Raw genomic sequence first — 15,940 nt, forward strand, 5'->3', positions numbered from 1 at the left:
AAGAACTACTGTGCCGGGCCCGGATCAAGAACCAATCCTGTGTTCGGTCAACAGTTCCTCAGGAAACCCTCAAGACTCCCGCAGCCCAATTGAGCAGTTTCGGAGAAGCCGCAGATTCATGGGCACCCTACCGTTAGGGGTATCAGCTCTAAGACCAAGGGGAGAGAACGCCATGACGGACACGGAAAAGTCGGCCACGAAGGAAAAGTCCTACGACGGTTTCACTGAAGAAGAGCGCGCAGCAATGAAGGAGCGTGCACAGGAACTCAAGAAGGCGCCGCGCAAGAAATCGTCCAAGGCAGATGGCGAGGCTGACGTGTTGGCCAAGATCGCCGAGATGCCTGAGGCAGATAAGGCTCTTGCCGAGCGAATCCACGCGATCGTCAAGGAGCACGCCCCGGAGCTCACCCCCAAAACCTGGTACGGTATGCCCGCCTACGCCAGGGACGGGAAGAACATCGTCTTCTTCCAGAGCTCCCACAAGTTCAAGGCGAGGTACGCCACGCTCGGCTTCGAAGAGAACGCCCAGCTGGATGACGGCGCCATGTGGCCCACGTCCTTCGCGCTCACCGAGATCACGCCTGAGACTGAGGCAAGAATCGTCGAGCTCATTAAGAAGGCACTGGGCTAAGGAATTCGCCCGCTAGGCCGGTTGGCTGTTGGCTGGCGGGAGATCCGGATTCATGGGTTCCAGGTCCGGATCTTCTGCCGTCCACACTTGGATGATGGCCCACGTGACCGCCGCGATGGGTACCGCCAGGACGGCGCCGATGATGCCCGCAAGGATGGTGCCTGCCGTCAGGGCCATCAGGATGACCAGTGCGTGGAGCTCCAGGGACTTGCCCATGACCACCGGCTGGAGGAGGTCACCTTCGAGCTGGTTGACGGCGATCACTACGATGATCACGATCAATGCCACGATGGGACCGTTGGCCACGAGTGCCACCAAAGCAGCCAGGATTCCGGCCACTGTGGCACCCACCAAGGGGATGAATGCGCCGATGAACACGATGATGGCCAAAGGGATGGCGAGCGGAACTTGCATGATGAGCAAGGCAGCGCCGATGGCCACGGTGTCCACCAACGCCACGATCGCCGTTCCCCGGACGTAGCCCCCCAGGACCTCCATGGTCCGCTTGCCGACGCGGCGAAGCTTGGCTTCGCGCCTGCCTTTGAAGGGCCTCAGGAAGAATTCCCAGATTTTGGCGCCGTCCTTGAGGAAGAAGAACAGGATGACTACCACCAGGCTGGCGCCGGCCAGGAATTCGGTGACTACCGACAGTCCGGTCACTGCACCGGAGCGTACCTGGCTGCTCTGCGCGAACTCCACCACGGCTTCCCGTGCCTGGTTCAGTTGCTCCCGGTCAATGGGAAACGGTCCAGTCAGCAGGAAGTTCTCCAGTTCGTCCAAACCGGCTGCTGCCTGACTGATCAGTTCGTCCCATTGGCTTCGGACTGACATCACAATGACAGTGATGACCCCGCCGAGCACTATCAACAAGCCCAGGAAAGCGACGCCGGTGGCCAGCCCTCCACGCCATCCGCGGCGTCGCAGCATATTCACGAAGGGGCCGATGGCCGCGGCCAGAATCAGGGCGATGAGCACCGGGATGACGAGCAAGCGGATTTGGAGCAGCCCAAAAACCGCAACCACTGTCAGGGTCAGGATGAGCAGAATCTGAAGCGCCCGGGTGGCCGTCCGGCCCAATGAGTCTTTCCAGAGGTCGGGTTTGGATGGCTTGCGCACGGAAACGGGGGCTGTTTCCTCGGGTGCCGTCATGATGAGCTCCTGTTCGTTCGCATCGGTTAGCCGACGTGATCAAACATAAGCCTACTGACTATTGCCCTGGAGTGGAGACGTCCTGCGCCGGATTGGCCCGCCTAGTGAGTCGGATCGGGGTGCGGTGGGACGGGCCCGGGATCGGGAACCGGCAATGGACCAGGGGTTGGATTCGGGTCCGGAATGGGGCTGGGTGGAAAGGGGGTGGTGGGATCCGGTGGTGGCGGCACTGGCCCGGGATCCGGAGGGAATGGCTCGGGCTCGTGGGTGGGAGGAAGTGTCACGATCTCTCCTTTGCGTACTCAGGGTATTGCTCCGGCAGATAACTGCAGCCTACTCCCGGTTTCCAGTCAGCCACAGAGCTGCCCCACCTAGCGGACACTTATGGACCGCGGTGGGCGTATGCCGAGCTCCGACCGCTGCTGGGATGAGTAGTTTGATTTTAGGTCATATGACCTAGAATCAAACTCATGACTGATTTCCTTGAACTCGATACCACCGGTCCCGTGCTGATCGTCGGCGGTTACGGCACCGTCGGCACAGCGCTGACCCGACTCGCCGCAGCCGAATGGCCCTTGCTCCTCACCGGCCGGAACCCGGAGCGCGGCAGTCATTTGATCACCAGCAACGTTCCCGGTGAGCAACAAAAAGTGACAGTGCAGAAATGGGACCTCAACCAAACCGAGCCATTCGCCGCCAAGATCAGGGCGGTCATCAGCACCGTCAACGATCCCCATGACAGGGTGCTTCGCGCAGCCGTCTCCGCCGGAATTCCGTACGTCGACGTCACCCGTTGGACCAGCCGCGTCACCAGGGCACTCACTCTGGCAACCCTGCTGCAGCCAACCGCTCCTGTCTTGCTGAGCTCAGGCTGGATGGGCGGGGTCACCAACATCGTCGCAGCAGCTTTGGCCCACGATGCCGGCGGCGGGGACCAGATCGACGTCGCCATCCGTTACGACATCAATGACAAGGCCGGAGTCGATTCAGTGGACTTCATGGACCGGCTGGGACTGGACTTCGAAGTACGCAAAGGCGGTCAGGCCGCCGTCGTACGCCCCCTGACTGACGCGCGCCGGGTGGACATTGCCGGGCACCGCACCAAAGTGGCGCGGCTCGACACACCTGAACAGTTCACATTGCCGCTCACCCTTGGCGCCGGATCGGTGTCCACCCGGATCGGCTTCAGTTCCAATGCGTCCACGACGGCGTTGCTCGCCGCACGTGCGGTGGGACTCTTCCGCTGGGGTAGCGGGGCACGGTGGGCGCCGCTGCGAAGGTCCTTCCTCTACTCGCCCGGCTCAGGTGGCACGGCACATATCCGCATCGATGTGAAAGGTCCGGCCGGAACGCGAACTGCCGTCATTTCCGATCCGCAAGGGCAGGCGCACCTCACCGCTTTGGGCGGTTTGCTGGGGCTGCGCAGTGTTCTCGCGGAGGGCGCCGGGCCCGGTGTTACCTTCCCCGAATCCGCACCGGATCCAGCATCCCGTCTGGCGGAACTTGAATCCCACGGTGTGACAATATTGAGGTCATGACCGAAAGCAAGGGCGCCCTGCGGAAGGCGGCGCTCCTTGACGCTGCTCAACAAGTTCTGGTCACCAAGGGCAACGCCAATGCTGCCATGCGGGACTTCGCCGCCGCGGCCGGAGTGCGCATCGGACACCTGCAGCACTACTTTCCTACGCGGGCGGACCTGATCCGCGCTGTCCTTGAGCGAAGCCTTGAACGCTCACTGCAGAGGCTTTCGGAAGAGGCCGGGCTGGACCTTGGTGCCGATGCGGCCGGAGGTCTGACGCGGGAGGATTCCCATCGACTCTTGACGGCGCTGCTGCACGAACACTCAGCGCTTGAAGACGTGAAGATGCACCTGGAGATCTGGGCCCTGGCCTCAGCAGACCAGCAAGCGGCGGCTGCGCTGAGGAGCTTCTATGGGCAGTATGCAGCGCACGTCAGCAGCGTGGTGCGGCGCGGCAGGCCAGAGTTGTCGGAGCCGGAACTCGCCGGCGTTGCTGCCGCGATCGTGAGCCTCTTCGAGGGGGCGGCTGTCACACGCTCGGATATTGCCGGCCTCCGGACAGAGCACGGAGACGGAGCCATTATCCGCGCGGCCCAATGGTTGATCCACGGACAGGAACCCACGCAGTGACTCACCTTGTGCCCACCCCGGCCCAAGTCCGCTGGCAGCAGCTCGAATTTGGCGTCTTTATCCACTACGGCATCAACACCTTCGCCGGTAAGGAGTGGAGCGACGGCACCGTTCCGGCGTCGATTTTCAACCCGACAGAACTCGACGCCGGCAGTTGGGTCCGCGCCGCGAAAGAGGCGGGTGCGAGGTACCTCGTCCTGACCGCCAAGCACCATGACGGGTTCTGCCTTTGGCCCACAGCCACCACTGATTATTCCGTTGCGTCCTCGCCGTGGCGCGACGGTCAGGGGGACGTTGTCCGCGAAGTCGCGGACGCCTGCGCAGAACATGGAATAGGGCTGGGGCTCTACCTATCCCCGTGGGACCGGAACGCCGAGTGCTACAACGATCCCGCAGCCTATGACGATTTCTACGTCCAACAGCTGACTGAGCTCTGCACAGGCTACGGTCCGCTCATGGAATTGTGGTTCGATGGCGCGGGCTCGGTGGGTCGCGAGTATGACTGGGGCAGGATCATCGCTGTTGTTAAGGAACACCAGCCTGAGGCGATGATCTTCAACATGGGCCAACCCACCATCCGCTGGGTGGGCAACGAGAATGGACTGGCGTCGGACCCCGTCAACTATGTTGTGGACCGCACCTCTGACACCCAGTACACCGAGACCAGCTCAGGGCTGCCGGCCCAACACTACTTGCCGCCGGAATGCGATGTCTCCATCCGCCGAGGCTGGTTCTGGCATCCGGACGACCAGCCAAAATCCGTGGAGCACCTGCTCGCCATTTACTACCAATCGGTGGGAATGGGCGCGAATCTCCTGCTGAACCTGCCTCCCGATAGTCGCGGACGCCTTCCTGACGAGGATTCCGCGAGGCTCAGGGAGTGGAAGCGGGAATTGGATCGTCGACTCTCCGGGGTGGTGGAAGCGTCGGTTGAAAACCACGACGGCGGAGCGACCCTCAGTTTTCCGGCTTCCGTCACGTTCAATCACCTGGACCTGGTGGAGGACCTGAGCTCGGGGCAGCGGATCCGCCGGCACGTGGTGGCTGCCGATGGCGTGGACCTTGCAGGCGGGATGACTGTTGGCAACCGTCGTATCCACCGGTTGCCGGCCACCACCGCAAGCCGGCTGCACGTGAGGTTCGGTGGTGGCGGCGACGGTGAAGGTAGCGGCGGACGCTTGGTCTCTGCGCGGGTATATACAGGTGCTCTGGATGCTGGAGTACCAGCGATCCCCGAAGGATATGAAGCCCCAACAGACGAGCCGGAGTAGTTCCTTGAGGGGCGTCTAATAATGTCGGTGCCTCCTGCCAGAGTATGGACATGGAGCGGAATCGGGAGAGGCAAGCGGGCGCAGTAGTTGCGGATGCGCTTGTTGCTGCCTCGTCTCGTGGCTTGCCGGCAAGCGCTCTTCAGCTCGGCCCCGTTCCGGCCAGCAAGGTTCCGGCCGGCCCCGTTCCGGCCAGCAAGGTTCCGGCCGGCCCCGTTCCGGCCAGCAAGGTTCCGGCCAGCCCTGTTCCGGCCAGCACCGTCAGCAGTGACTTGATCGAGCAGCTGCGTGTTCTGGAGGAGATGAAGTCCGCGATCTCCGGTTTGCAGGCGCGGGTCGCCGTGGCCTTTGACCTTGCCCAACGCGCCGAACAAGCCGAAGCCGGTGTTCCTGCGTCCGAACGCGGCCAAGGCGTGGGCGCCCAGATCGCACTCGCAAGGCTGGAATCACCCAACCGTGGATCCCGGCTACTCGGACTGGCGAAGGCACTGGTGACGGAGATGCCACGCACCCTGGCCGCACTGCAATCCGGGCAGTTGAACGAATGGCGGGCCACGCTGCTCGTAAGGGAAACAGCCTGCCTGTCGGTTGAGGACCGCTGCGCGGTGGACGAGGAACTCGCCGCGGACACCGGAACCTTTGCCGGCAAAGGCGACAAAGCGATCATTGCCGCTGCGAAGGCTGCCGCTTACCGGCGGGATCCGCGGTCGGTAGCGAGGCGTGCCAGTCGCGCCGCCGCTGAACGGACGGTCAGCCTGCGTCCGGCGCCGGACACCATGACCTACCTGACCGCGCTGCTTCCCGTTGCCCAGGGAGTGGCCGCCTACGCAGCCCTGACCCGGGCAGCTGATTCGGCCCGCGCCAGCGGTGACGCCGGCACCCGAGGCCAGGTCATGGCCGACACCCTCGTCGAACGCATCACGGGGACCCCTGGCGGGTTTTCTGGGATCAACCTGGATTTGGTCATGACCGACCGCACTCTTTTTCAGGGGGACAGTGAACCGGCCCGGCTGAAGGGTTACGGAATCGTCCCGGCCGAATGGGGAAGGGAGCTCCTCGGATTGGGGCAGGCAGTGAGCCCAGCACCGGCAGTGAGCCCAGGGCCGGCGGTGCAGGATCAGGAGCTCACTGTTTGGCTTCGTCGGCTTTACACCGCGCCGGCCTCAGGAGAACTCCTGACCATGGACTCCAAAGCACGGCTGTTCCCCACAAGGCTCCGGCGCTTCATCGAAATCCGTGACGATACCTGCCGCACCCCGTACTGCGACGCGCCCATCCGGCATATCGACCATGTGCTTCCGTGGCGCTCCGGCGGGACCACCACTGTGGAGAACGGTGCAGGGCTCTGCGAAGCCTGCAACCACACCAAAGAAAACCCCGGCTGGAACAACAAAACCGTGAACAGGGACGGACAGGGCAATCACACGCTCGAAGTCAGCACGCCCACCGGGCATACCTACCAATCGAAAGCCCCACCCCTGCCCGGGCATCGGCCCTCCAGAACGTAGGCACAGGCTCCGTTGGGGCTCTGAAAAACTTTTTCAAAAAACCTTGTACCCCGCGTAACCCTTTGGCGTGCCGTGACGATTACGTCTTTGAAAGGGCCGAGCTGGAATTTGTCCCCCATCATGTTCCAGCTCGGCTCTTCCTTGTCTCCAGGGTGTTTGTCGGGCAAGCGGGTCCTTCCACGGAAGGGCAGATAGAGCAGTTACCCTTGGTGGGGTCGTCCGTTGGTGACAAGCGGACGTCCAGACCCAAGCAACGGACCTGCCGCCAACCGAAAGCCTCATTTCTGTGACCGACGCATTGACCGATGAAGTGCTTCAGGCGCTCAAGGGCAATAACGCGGAACTGTTCGGCGCCGTCTACCAGGCATATGCCGGTCAGGTTCTGGGCTATCTGACGGCCAAAGGTGTGTCAGATCCGGAAGCAGTCACGCAGGACGTGTTCCTGGCCGTTCTACCCCGACTGGATGGCATCAACGGTGGGGTCCACGGCCTCCGGACTTTCGTTTTCTCGGTGGCACATGCCCGCATGGTGGATGAGCACCGGAAGCAAAGCAGGTCGCCCGAACAGCACGAGTTCGAGGCTGAGCGGGATACACGGGAAGCGAGTTCGGCCGAGGCCGAAGCCATGGGTCGCTTGGCACCGTATGAGGTCATGGCGCTGTTGGACCACCTCGGGGCCGAGCAGCGGGAGGTTCTGACGCTTCGCATTGTGGCAGGCCTGACCGTTGACCAGGTTGCCGAGATCATGGGGAAATCCGCTGGTGCAGTGAAGCAACTGCAGCGGCGGGCACTCATAACGCTCCGTGAGCTTTCGGCAGTGAAGGAATACGTGTCGCCATGACATATAGGGATAGTGAACGCGAAGCGATGGTGGACGAGCTGCTGCTCGACGTTGATCTGGTCGACGCCGCTGACATCCGGCAGGCGCTGCTCTCCATGGGTTCCTTCGCCAACCTTGAAGCCCCAACGCCGGGACCGGAGCTCTCCGCCATGCTGGCTGGTCCGCATGATGAAGTCAGCAAACGCCGCTGGAGGCACAAGCACCGAACGGCAGTAGTAAGCGTAGCCGTGGTGGCAGCAATGGGCCTCGGCGTCAGCGGGGTTGCCGCCGCCAGTTCCGGGTTCACCCGGAACCCCTCCTTCATCGATGAACTCCTGGGCAACTACAGTCCGCAGCCGGCAGCCGCGCCCGTACTGCCGGTTCCCGACGCACCGCGCGTCACCACGGAACCTGCTCCGGTGGTAGATCCTGCAGCGGTTCCGCCCATCCCCGCAGCTTCATCCATTCCCGTACCCGGCAGTGCAGCACCTGCGGAAACACAGGCACAGGCACAGGCACAGGCAGCGGCACCCACCGAGGCCCTGGCTCAACCACAGGCACCCGCAGCACAGGCACAGCCGCCGGTACCCTCAGTGGTTCAACCTCCCGCCGATGCCCCGCCGAGCAACGTCGCCCCAAACCCTGCCCGCAGCCCGCAGGCAGAGCCGGGCCCGGCCAAAGACGAGAAGCAACAAGCCGCCAAGCCTGATGCTTCGACGCAGGATGCCGGGAAGCCCGCGAAGCCCTTGCCCGGAGTGGAAGGTAATAGGCCCGGACACGTGCCTCCAGGGCTGATCAACCAACGGGCCGAAGAGCAGTTCCAAGGCGGCGTCGACAAGTGGAAGCAGTGGCTTAAGCGCGGCGACCACTAGGCTTGGGTCATGATGCATGTCAACGATCCGGCCGTCGTCGAGCGGTTGATGCGAACCAAAGGCACCTGGGCCGTCGTGGGCCTTAGCACCAACCAATGGCGCTCCGCGTATGACGTCTCGCTCTATGTCAGGGACACCATGGGCATGGAGATCATTCCCGTCAACCTCAAGGGCGAGGATGTGCACGGCGAAAAGGGGTACAAGAACCTTGCTGACATTCCCGAGGCCAAGCACCCCATCGACGTTGTTGAATGTTTCGTTAATTCCCAGCGCGTAGGCGCGGTAATAGATCAGGCGATTGCGATAGGCGCCAAGGCCGTGTGGCTGCAGTTGGGCGTCTTCGACGACGACGCCGCACAGCGCGCACGCGAAGCCGGACTGGACGTGGTGGTCAACTCGTGCCCGGCACGTGAAGGCTGGCATTACGGCCTGTAATTCGAGGACGGATTCATCTGCTAGATTTCAGCTGAATCATTTCTTGAGTCTTGGGGGACAGCCATGTTCGGCGGCCATTCTGCGGTGCGTATTTCCACTCCCAGCAGACGGGCCGTCTTTGGTGTTTTAGGTGCTTCCGTGGTGGCAGGGTTGACGGCTTGCACTGCCGCTGAAGGCGCTGAAACCACTCAAAGCGCTGGAACCACTCAAGGCGCTGGAACCGCTCAACGCTCGACGCCGGCGCTGACGCCGACTGCCGCTGCCGAGTCGCCCGGGGTTCCGGCCGCATCCGCGTCCCCGACGCCCACCCCCACGCCCACCAAACGCATCCGGCGCACTTTCATCCCGGATTACCAGCTGCCGCCGATCGTTGGTGGCCTGGCTCCGGTGATCACCAAAATCGAGACCAAGCACCCGGTGGTGTTCCTGACCATCGATGACGGCAACATCAAAACACCGGAGTCGATCAAGCTCATGGCGGAGTACGACTATCCGTCGTCACTGTTCCTCACCAAGGACACCGTCGCGGACAACCCGGCGTTCTTCAACGCGTTCAAAGCCCAGGGCAGCTTGATCGAGAACCACACGGTGACCCACAACATCAACATGGTGCGGCAGTGGGGTTACCAGCAGCAGCTGAACGACATGGTGGGCATGCAGGAGTACGCGTTGCAGCACTATGGGCGCCGTCCCACACTGTTCCGGCCGCCGGGAGGCGCATATTCCAATGTGATGCGCCAAGCTGTGGCTGACGCCGGCATGAAGGCGATCATTACGTGGGAGGCGAAAGCAAACGCCGGGAAGATGGACTACCAGGTGGGCAACGCATTGCGTCCCGGCGATATTGTCCTCATGCACTTCCGGGCCGAGTTTGCAGCCGACCTCGCTGCTTTCCGCGCCGCCCAGTTGGCGGCGGGACTGGAAGTGGTGCTGCTGGAGGACTTCCTCGGCGTGGCATAGGCGTAGCATCAGCGTGGCCCCTCGCTCGGAGCACCAGTAGGCTCTCCCCATGGACGTTCCCACCCTCCGCGCCATTTGCCTGGGCTTTCCCGGCGCGTTCGAAGACTTCCCGTTCGGGCCTGAAACCTCCGTGTTCAAGGTGCGTTCCGCCGTCGCCGGTGGTTCGCGTCAAGAGGCCAAGATGTTCGCACTGTCCAGTATGGATCCGGAGAACTGGTCCGTAAGCCTCAAGTGCGAGCCCGCGTTGGCCGAGCAACTCAGGGCAGCGAACCCCGAGATCACCGGTGCCTGGCATATGAACAAGACCCATTGGAACGGCGTTCGCTTGGATGGAACACTGCCCGACGACATGATCCGGGACATGGTGGAGGATTCCTATGACCTGGTGGTGGCCACTCTGAGCCGCCGGCAACAGGAGCAACTCGGCTGGGCCAGGCTCGCTAAACCGCAAGGCAACTGACACGCCCGCAAACCCCCTCCCCACGGCGCTGACATGGGACTAGATTGATACTGCATACCTAAAGACCTCAGCCATGCGCTGGTCAGGAGCGGTTTGATGCTGGATCAGAAGACACTGGACCACCTTTGGAACTTTCGCGATCCGGCAGCCTCCGAGGCGACGTTCCGCGCCGCGATGAGCGAGAAAGCTTACGACGCCGACGAACGCGCCGAGTTGGCAACCCAGCTTGGGCGGGCCATCAGTTTGCAGGGCCGCTTCGAAGAAGCCGACGCCCTTCTGGACAACATTGACGACGACGAGCCAACCGTGGGCGTGCGTATCCTCCTTGAGCGCGGGCGGGTTTTGAACGCCGGCGGACGAGGCGCCATGGCTGTGCCTCTCCTGGAACAGGCGGCCGAGTTGGCGGACCATCTTGGTGAGGAATTCCTGGCCGTCGATGCCCTGCACATGCTCTCGATCGCAGATGCTGCGAACGCCGAGGTTTGGATGCGCAGTGCACTGGAATATGCCTCCACGGCCCATGATGAGCGAACCAAGCGATGGATGATTGCTTTGCACGCAAGCCTCGGCGAGTTACTGCAGGGTAAAAAGCGGCTCACCGAAGCCTTGGTGGAGTACCAATTGGCCGAACAATGGGCGGAACGACTGGGAACTGAGCGGCAGAGGGTCATGGCCCGGGATGCGATAACGGAGTGCGGAAAAGCTCTCGCAGAAGGTCCGTAGGAAGATCACGCTTTGACAAATGTTGATCGAAACTGCCGAGAAAGATTGATTTTCGATCATTCGTGGTGAATTATGTCACAGAAGGTTGGTGCTGCCAGAGTGCCAACCCAGACTGTCCGACTGAACGGCTTTCCTGCCGCAACAGTCTGACACTACGAGTCACTGGAGGGTTTAGAAATGAACGTTCAGCACCAGTCCGTCGGTCGCCGTGGATTCCTGCGCGGAGCACTCGCAGCAGCAGTGCTCGTGCCCATGGGGGGAACCATTGCTTCCTGTGCCGCGGGTGGCGGCGGCACTACCACCGGCCCCACGGGCACTGTTTCCGACACCAACCCGTTTGGCATGGCGGAAAAGGCAACCCTCGACGCCGTGATCTTCAAGGGTGGCTACGGCATCGACTACGTCGAGTTCGCCGGCAAGATCTTTGAAAAGACCCACGAGGGTTCCACGGCCAAGATTTCACCGTCCACGGACATCGCGCAGGAGCTTCAGCCGCGCTTCGTCGGTGGCAACCCGCCGGACCTCATCGACAACTCCGGGGCCAAGGCCATTGGCTTCAGCACCATCCTGGCCCAGCTCGAGGACCTGACCCCCCTTGTAGAGGCCAAGAACCTCGAAGGCAAGGTCATCAAGGACACCCTGTACACCGGCGTACTGGCTCCAGGCACCTTCGACGGCAAGCTTGCCGCCCTGAACTACGTGCTGACTGTGTTCGCCATGTGGTACTCGGATTCCCTGCTCAAGGAAAACGGCTGGACACTGCCGAAGACCTGGGATGAGATGTACACCTTGGGCGAGCAGGCCAAGGCCAAGGGCAAGTACCTGTTCGTGTGGGGCAAGGAAGCTGCCACGTACTACCAGGAAATGGCGATTGCCTCCGCAATCAAGGAGGGCGGCGACGAAGTCCGCATCGGCTTGGAAAACCTCACGGCCGACTCGTGGTCCCACCCCGCTATCCAGTCCGTTTTCACGGCACTGGACAAGATCGTCAAGGCCGGCTTCTTCAAGCCGGGCGGCTCCGGCACCCAGTTCACGGCAGCCCAGGCACAGTGGACCAACGCCCAGGAGGCCGTGTTCTACCCGTCGGGTTCCTGGATCGAAAACGAAATGAAGGACCAGACCAAGGCTGGCTTCAACATGATGGGTGCTCCCGTACCCACTGTCAGCGCCAGCCCCAAGCTGCCGTACACGTCCCTCCACAGCGCTGCAGGCGAGCCGTTCATTGTTCCGTCGCAGGGCAAGAACGCAGCCGGTGGCAAGGAATTGCTCCGCATCATGCTGTCCAAGGAAGCTGCAACGAACTTCGCCAAGACCAAGCTTGCTCCCACCATCGTCAAGGACACAGTCCCGGCCGACGGATTCGGTTCCACGGCGCTGGTCTCGCAGACCAAGTTGCTCGCTGACGCTGGTGAGGACATCTTCACGTGGAACTTCATTGACCTCTACGGAACCAACAAGGATCAGCTGGTTGTCTGGAACAGCTTCCTGGACGGCAAGTCGGACGTTGCAACCCTCACCTCCGCGCTGCAGAACATCTCCGACAAGGTCCGCAACGACAGCTCGGTCAAGAAGATCGAAGTGAAGTGACTTCAGTGAAAACTCAGCAGAGCCGGAGCGACGACGGGCTGACCGCCGTCGTTCCGGCCACGGCTCCGCAGCAAGTGGTTAAGCGGCGTCGGAAGCCGTTGACGTGGGACAAGGTCAGCTTCTTCGCGGTGTTCCTCGGACTACCGCTGGCGATCTACCTTTTGTTCGTGATTTGGCCTTTCGTTCAGGCGTTTGGATACTCGTTGACCGACTGGTCAGGTTTTTCGCCTACCCAGAACTTCATCGGTCTGGAGAACTACGCCAAGATCTTTACGGACGACATTTTCATGAAGGCCATGGGGAACAACATCCTCCTGGTCATCTTCCTCCCGATCATCACTATCATCCTCAGCCTGGTGCTGGCGTCCTTGGTGACGGTTGGCGGGAGCAGCAAAGGCCAGATCAAGGGCCTTCGGAATTCCAGTTTCTACCGTGTTGTGTCGTTCTTCCCGTACACCATCCCGGCGATCGCCATCGGCATCATGTGGGGTCAGATTTACGACCCCTCCGGTGGCCTGCTGAACGGCATCCTCACAGGGCTCGGCTTTGACCAGTTCAAGGACTTTGCCTGGCTGGGTGACAAGAACACGGCCATGATTGCCACTATGTTCGTGATCGTCTGGGGCTTTGTTGGCTTCTACATGGTGCTCTTTGTTGCCGGTATCAAAGGCATTCCTGCCGAGCTCTTCGAGGCCGCGAGGATCGATGGCGCCGGTCGCTTCCGCACCGCAGTGTCCATCACCATCCCTTTGATTCGGGACAACATCCAGACTGCCTACATCTACATGGGCATCCTGGCGTTGGATGCCTTCGTTTACATGGCAGCCCTCAACTCGGGCGGTGGCCCGGACAACTCCACGCTGGTCATGGCGCAGCAGCTGTTCTTCACCGCATTCAGCAAGGGCCAGTTCGGACTGGCGAGTGCGATGGGCGTCGTACTGGCCGTTGCCACGCTGATCTTCTCCGGATTGGTCTTCCTGGTCAACCGGCTCACCGGCGGCGATAAGGATGTGAGCCTGTAATGACTACCAAAGTCTCAACTCCGGAAATGAAGTCATTGCACTTCCAGCCGCGGACCCCGGCAACAACCACGGGCGACAAAGTGGTGGGAGCGGTGTCGCACACCGCCCTGACCATCTGGACCCTGATCGTCATTCTTCCTTTGCTGTGGACTTTCATGTCCTCCTTCAAGACGTCCAGCGAGATCTTCGCCTCGCCGTTCGCCTTGCCGGCTGAATGGAAACTGGATAACTACGTCAAGGCCTGGAGCGAGGCAGGCATCGGATCTGCCTTCCTTAACTCCGTGCTGGTTGTGGCTGTCGCACTGGTGATCGTCATGGTCCTCGGCGCCATGTGTGCCTACGTCCTGGCCCGCTACACCTTCCGGGGCAGCCGGGCGATCTACTACCTGATGCTCGCTGGACTGACGTTCCCGATCTTCCTGGCCATGGTGCCGTTGTTTTTCGTCCTGAGGAACATGGGGCTCCTGAACACCCTGCCGGGCCTCATCCTGGTGTACGTGGGCTTCGCGCTTCCGTTCACGGTGTTTTTCCTGTTCTCCTTCTTCAAGTCGCTGCCGCACGAAATCACCGAAGCAGCAGCCCTCGATGGAGCAGGGGAGTGGCGGACGTTCTTCCAGGTCATGTTGCCGATGGCAAAGCCGGGCCTCGCCTCGGTTGCCATCTTCAACTTCCTGGGGCTGTGGAACCAGTTCCTCATTCCGGTGTCCATCAACGCCGCCGGTCCTCGCGTCCTGTCCCAAGAGCTCGCGGCCTTCGCTGGACAGATGGGTTACGCAGTAGATTACGGCGCGCTGTTCGCAGCCGTCAGTGTCACCGTCATTCCAGTGCTCATCGTCTACGTGATCTTCCAGCGCCAGCTGCAGGGTTCCGTATCGCAGGGCACGTCAAAGTAGTACAACCGAGCCAAAACAGCGTTCGACGGCGGTCCTCACCTAAACGGTGGGGGCCGCCGTCGGGCGTTAAAGGCAGTGACAGAATGGAACGGATTCTGTAATGCAACGAAAGGAAGCAGCCCGTGATCTTTATTGTGGTCAAGTTCAACGTCAAGCCCGAGTGGTCCGAGCGCTGGATGGACCTGGTGGCCGACTTCACCGAGGCGACCCGCGCAGAGCCCGGCAACTTGTGGTTCGACTGGTCCCGCAGCGTGGACAACACGAACGAGTTCGTCCTGGTGGAAGCTTTCCAGGACGACGCCGCGGAGGCCCACGTCAATAGCGATCACTTCAAGAAGGCCATGGCAGACATGCCGCAGGCACTGGTGGAGACCCCGCACATCATCAGCCGCCAGTTCGAAGGCAGCGGCTGGGACCGCATGGGTGAACTGACCATCGCGTAGCGGCTGTACCGCATCCACCCACTTTGGAAGCAAACCGCCCCCGACACACCTTCAAAAAGGCGTGTCGGGGGCGGTTGTGATTCAAAGAAGGTCGTGGTGGCACAGGCCCGTGACCGTACTACTCAGAACATCCAGGGGATCTCCGCATGGCCGAAGTCGCTGAACGAGCCGAAGCGGCCCGCCTTGAACGCCAGCACCTCGCCGTCCCTGTCCCGGCACGTGGTGACCTGCCCGAAGAAGACTTGGTGATCGCCGACGTCGTACTGCTGCACAACGGTGCAGTCCGCCTGGGCGAGGGCGCCCTTGATCACGGGAAGGCCGTTGTCGGTGATGTCGAAGTCTCCGTCGCCGAAGCGGTCGCCGCCGCGGACTGCGAACCGCCGTGCCACCGACTCCTGCTTGGCGCCGAGGATGGACACGGCGAACTTGCCGCTCTCCATCAGGGCTTCGCCGGTCCGGGTACCGAAGTTCAGCGAAATCATCAGGATGGGTGGCTCCAAGCTGATGGAGGTCAGCGAGCTGATGGTCATCCCATATTGCTCGTCCTCATGCTGGGTGGTGACCACGGCGACGCCCGTGAGGAAGCGGCCCATAGCGCGGCGCATCCCCATGGCGTCGGGGATGGTGAAGGCTGGTGCCAGGCTCATGTCAGTTGCTCCGCTCCGCTGGTGTCGGCTCCGTGTAATACCGAACTTCGAACATTTTGGCTCCGTTCTCCGAAACCCATGGCCCGTGTTCCATGCCCGGCGGACGGGTGGCCCAGTCGCCGGCTTTGAAGGTCCGGCCTAGGCGCTGGTCCACGAACGAGCCCTCAAAGATGAAGACTTCTTCCCAGAAATCATGTGTGAGGACGCCGTTGGGTGAGGTGTCGGTGCCGGGCTCGAACTTGAGGATGCGCGTGACGCTGTCGTTGTCCGAATCCCTGGCGAGGATGGCCTCGGACAGGCCTTCGATGTGCGGGTTGCAGGGTGCGAAGTCCACCGACGATACGGGGGTGAACTCGAATTCCGGCTTTGCCAT

18 protein-coding genes are annotated in these 15,940 nt (G+C 61.8%); 15 read left to right on the forward strand and 3 right to left on the reverse strand.

Going from position 1 to position 15,940, the window contains the following annotated elements:
- The first annotated feature begins 172 nt into the window (after positions 1 to 172).
- On the forward strand, positions 173 to 631 hold the full coding sequence (locus AC1RJY_RS12855) for an iron chaperone (protein WP_498602439.1): 459 nt from the start codon (positions 173 to 175) through the stop codon (positions 629 to 631).
- A 12-nt stretch (positions 632 to 643) separates the two neighbouring features.
- Here AC1RJY_RS12855 and AC1RJY_RS12860 read toward each other — a convergent pair whose 3' ends face one another.
- Positions 644 to 1,780 (reverse strand): AI-2E family transporter, encoded by a 1,137-nt coding sequence (locus AC1RJY_RS12860; protein WP_498602440.1) that lies wholly within the window; start codon positions 1,778 to 1,780, stop codon positions 644 to 646.
- A 470-nt stretch (positions 1,781 to 2,250) separates the two neighbouring features.
- Here AC1RJY_RS12860 and AC1RJY_RS12865 point away from each other — a divergent pair, with 470 nt between their 5' ends.
- The 14 genes from AC1RJY_RS12865 (at position 2,251) to AC1RJY_RS12930 (ending at position 14,920) form a co-directional block, all read left to right on the forward strand.
- Positions 2,251 to 3,318, forward strand: coding sequence for a saccharopine dehydrogenase family protein (locus tag AC1RJY_RS12865; RefSeq protein WP_498602441.1), 1,068 nt, complete (start codon positions 2,251 to 2,253; stop codon positions 3,316 to 3,318).
- Positions 3,315 to 3,929 (forward strand): TetR/AcrR family transcriptional regulator, encoded by a 615-nt coding sequence (locus AC1RJY_RS12870; protein WP_498602442.1) that lies wholly within the window; start codon positions 3,315 to 3,317, stop codon positions 3,927 to 3,929. Before AC1RJY_RS12865 ends, AC1RJY_RS12870 begins: the two co-directional genes overlap by 4 nt.
- Positions 3,926 to 5,200 carry an alpha-L-fucosidase gene (locus AC1RJY_RS12875; RefSeq protein WP_498602443.1) on the forward strand — a complete coding sequence of 425 codons (1,275 nt, stop codon included), beginning with the start codon at positions 3,926 to 3,928 and terminating at the stop codon, positions 5,198 to 5,200. Before AC1RJY_RS12870 ends, AC1RJY_RS12875 begins: the two co-directional genes overlap by 4 nt.
- A 44-nt stretch (positions 5,201 to 5,244) precedes the next feature.
- Complete coding sequence (locus AC1RJY_RS12880) at positions 5,245 to 6,705, forward strand: HNH endonuclease (protein ID WP_498602444.1); 1,461 nt, start codon at positions 5,245 to 5,247, stop codon at positions 6,703 to 6,705.
- Positions 6,706 to 6,991: 286 nt separating this feature from the next.
- Positions 6,992 to 7,546: an RNA polymerase sigma factor gene (locus tag AC1RJY_RS12885; protein WP_498602445.1), complete on the forward strand. Its 555-nt coding sequence runs from the start codon at positions 6,992 to 6,994 to the stop codon at positions 7,544 to 7,546.
- Complete coding sequence (locus AC1RJY_RS12890) at positions 7,543 to 8,397, forward strand: hypothetical protein (protein WP_498602446.1); 855 nt, start codon at positions 7,543 to 7,545, stop codon at positions 8,395 to 8,397. The genes AC1RJY_RS12885 and AC1RJY_RS12890 overlap by 4 nt, the downstream gene beginning before the upstream one ends.
- 9 nt (positions 8,398 to 8,406) lie before the next feature.
- Positions 8,407 to 8,832: a CoA-binding protein gene (locus AC1RJY_RS12895; RefSeq protein ID WP_498602447.1), complete on the forward strand. Its 426-nt coding sequence runs from the start codon at positions 8,407 to 8,409 to the stop codon at positions 8,830 to 8,832.
- Between the two features lie 141 nt (positions 8,833 to 8,973).
- Positions 8,974 to 9,792 carry a polysaccharide deacetylase family protein gene (locus AC1RJY_RS12900; RefSeq protein WP_498602448.1) on the forward strand — a complete coding sequence of 273 codons (819 nt, stop codon included), beginning with the start codon at positions 8,974 to 8,976 and terminating at the stop codon, positions 9,790 to 9,792.
- A 49-nt stretch (positions 9,793 to 9,841) separates the two neighbouring features.
- Complete coding sequence (locus tag AC1RJY_RS12905; protein WP_011773364.1) at positions 9,842 to 10,252, forward strand: MmcQ/YjbR family DNA-binding protein; 411 nt, start codon at positions 9,842 to 9,844, stop codon at positions 10,250 to 10,252.
- Positions 10,253 to 10,348: 96 nt separating this feature from the next.
- The gene (locus AC1RJY_RS12910) at positions 10,349 to 10,975 is read left to right on the forward strand and encodes a hypothetical protein (RefSeq protein ID WP_498602449.1); all 627 of its coding nucleotides are present in this window, start codon (positions 10,349 to 10,351) and stop codon (positions 10,973 to 10,975) included.
- 177 nt (positions 10,976 to 11,152) lie between these two features.
- Complete coding sequence (ngcE, locus tag AC1RJY_RS12915) at positions 11,153 to 12,562, forward strand: N-acetylglucosamine/diacetylchitobiose ABC transporter substrate-binding protein (protein WP_014920676.1); 1,410 nt, start codon at positions 11,153 to 11,155, stop codon at positions 12,560 to 12,562.
- A gap of 5 nt (positions 12,563 to 12,567) precedes the next feature.
- Positions 12,568 to 13,584: a carbohydrate ABC transporter permease gene (locus AC1RJY_RS12920; RefSeq protein ID WP_011773367.1), complete on the forward strand. Its 1,017-nt coding sequence runs from the start codon at positions 12,568 to 12,570 to the stop codon at positions 13,582 to 13,584.
- Positions 13,584 to 14,477, forward strand: coding sequence for a carbohydrate ABC transporter permease (locus AC1RJY_RS12925; RefSeq protein ID WP_014920677.1), 894 nt, complete (start codon positions 13,584 to 13,586; stop codon positions 14,475 to 14,477). Before AC1RJY_RS12920 ends, AC1RJY_RS12925 begins: the two co-directional genes overlap by 1 nt.
- Positions 14,478 to 14,599: 122 nt before the next feature.
- Entirely contained in the window at positions 14,600 to 14,920 is a 321-nt protein-coding gene (locus AC1RJY_RS12930) for a putative quinol monooxygenase (protein WP_011773369.1), read from the forward strand.
- A 122-nt stretch (positions 14,921 to 15,042) separates the two neighbouring features.
- Here the strand turns inward: AC1RJY_RS12930 and AC1RJY_RS12935 are convergent, their stop codons facing one another.
- Complete coding sequence (locus AC1RJY_RS12935) at positions 15,043 to 15,567, reverse strand: flavin reductase family protein (RefSeq protein ID WP_011773370.1); 525 nt, start codon at positions 15,565 to 15,567, stop codon at positions 15,043 to 15,045.
- A gap of 1 nt (position 15,568) precedes the next feature.
- A complete protein-coding gene (locus AC1RJY_RS12940; RefSeq protein ID WP_011773371.1) occupies positions 15,569 to 15,940 on the reverse strand; it encodes a cupin domain-containing protein in 372 nt (123 codons plus the stop codon).

Source organism: Arthrobacter sp. GW822-FHT05G07, from assembly GCF_058799755.1.

Excerpts from the sequence above, each read along its gene's own strand:
- AC1RJY_RS12935 (WP_011773370.1), bottom strand. The coding sequence starts at position 15,567 with ATGAGCCTGGCACCAGCCTTCACCATCCCCGACGCCATGGGGATGCGC.
- AC1RJY_RS12895 (WP_498602447.1), top strand. The coding sequence starts at position 8,407 with ATGATGCATGTCAACGATCCGGCCGTCGTCGAGCGGTTGATGCGAACC.
- AC1RJY_RS12905 (WP_011773364.1), top strand. The coding sequence starts at position 9,842 with ATGGACGTTCCCACCCTCCGCGCCATTTGCCTGGGCTTTCCCGGCGCG.
- AC1RJY_RS12910 (WP_498602449.1), top strand. The coding sequence starts at position 10,349 with ATGCTGGATCAGAAGACACTGGACCACCTTTGGAACTTTCGCGATCCG.
- AC1RJY_RS12870 (WP_498602442.1), top strand. The coding sequence starts at position 3,315 with ATGACCGAAAGCAAGGGCGCCCTGCGGAAGGCGGCGCTCCTTGACGCT.
- AC1RJY_RS12860 (WP_498602440.1), bottom strand. The coding sequence starts at position 1,780 with ATGACGGCACCCGAGGAAACAGCCCCCGTTTCCGTGCGCAAGCCATCC.
- AC1RJY_RS12890 (WP_498602446.1), top strand. The coding sequence starts at position 7,543 with ATGACATATAGGGATAGTGAACGCGAAGCGATGGTGGACGAGCTGCTG.
- AC1RJY_RS12940 (WP_011773371.1), bottom strand. The coding sequence starts at position 15,940 with ATGGCAAAGCCGGAATTCGAGTTCACCCCCGTATCGTCGGTGGACTTC.
- AC1RJY_RS12855 (WP_498602439.1), top strand. The coding sequence starts at position 173 with ATGACGGACACGGAAAAGTCGGCCACGAAGGAAAAGTCCTACGACGGT.
- AC1RJY_RS12880 (WP_498602444.1), top strand. The coding sequence starts at position 5,245 with ATGGACATGGAGCGGAATCGGGAGAGGCAAGCGGGCGCAGTAGTTGCG.
- AC1RJY_RS12865 (WP_498602441.1), top strand. The coding sequence starts at position 2,251 with ATGACTGATTTCCTTGAACTCGATACCACCGGTCCCGTGCTGATCGTC.
- AC1RJY_RS12925 (WP_014920677.1), top strand. The coding sequence starts at position 13,584 with ATGACTACCAAAGTCTCAACTCCGGAAATGAAGTCATTGCACTTCCAG.
- ngcE (WP_014920676.1), top strand. The coding sequence starts at position 11,153 with ATGAACGTTCAGCACCAGTCCGTCGGTCGCCGTGGATTCCTGCGCGGA.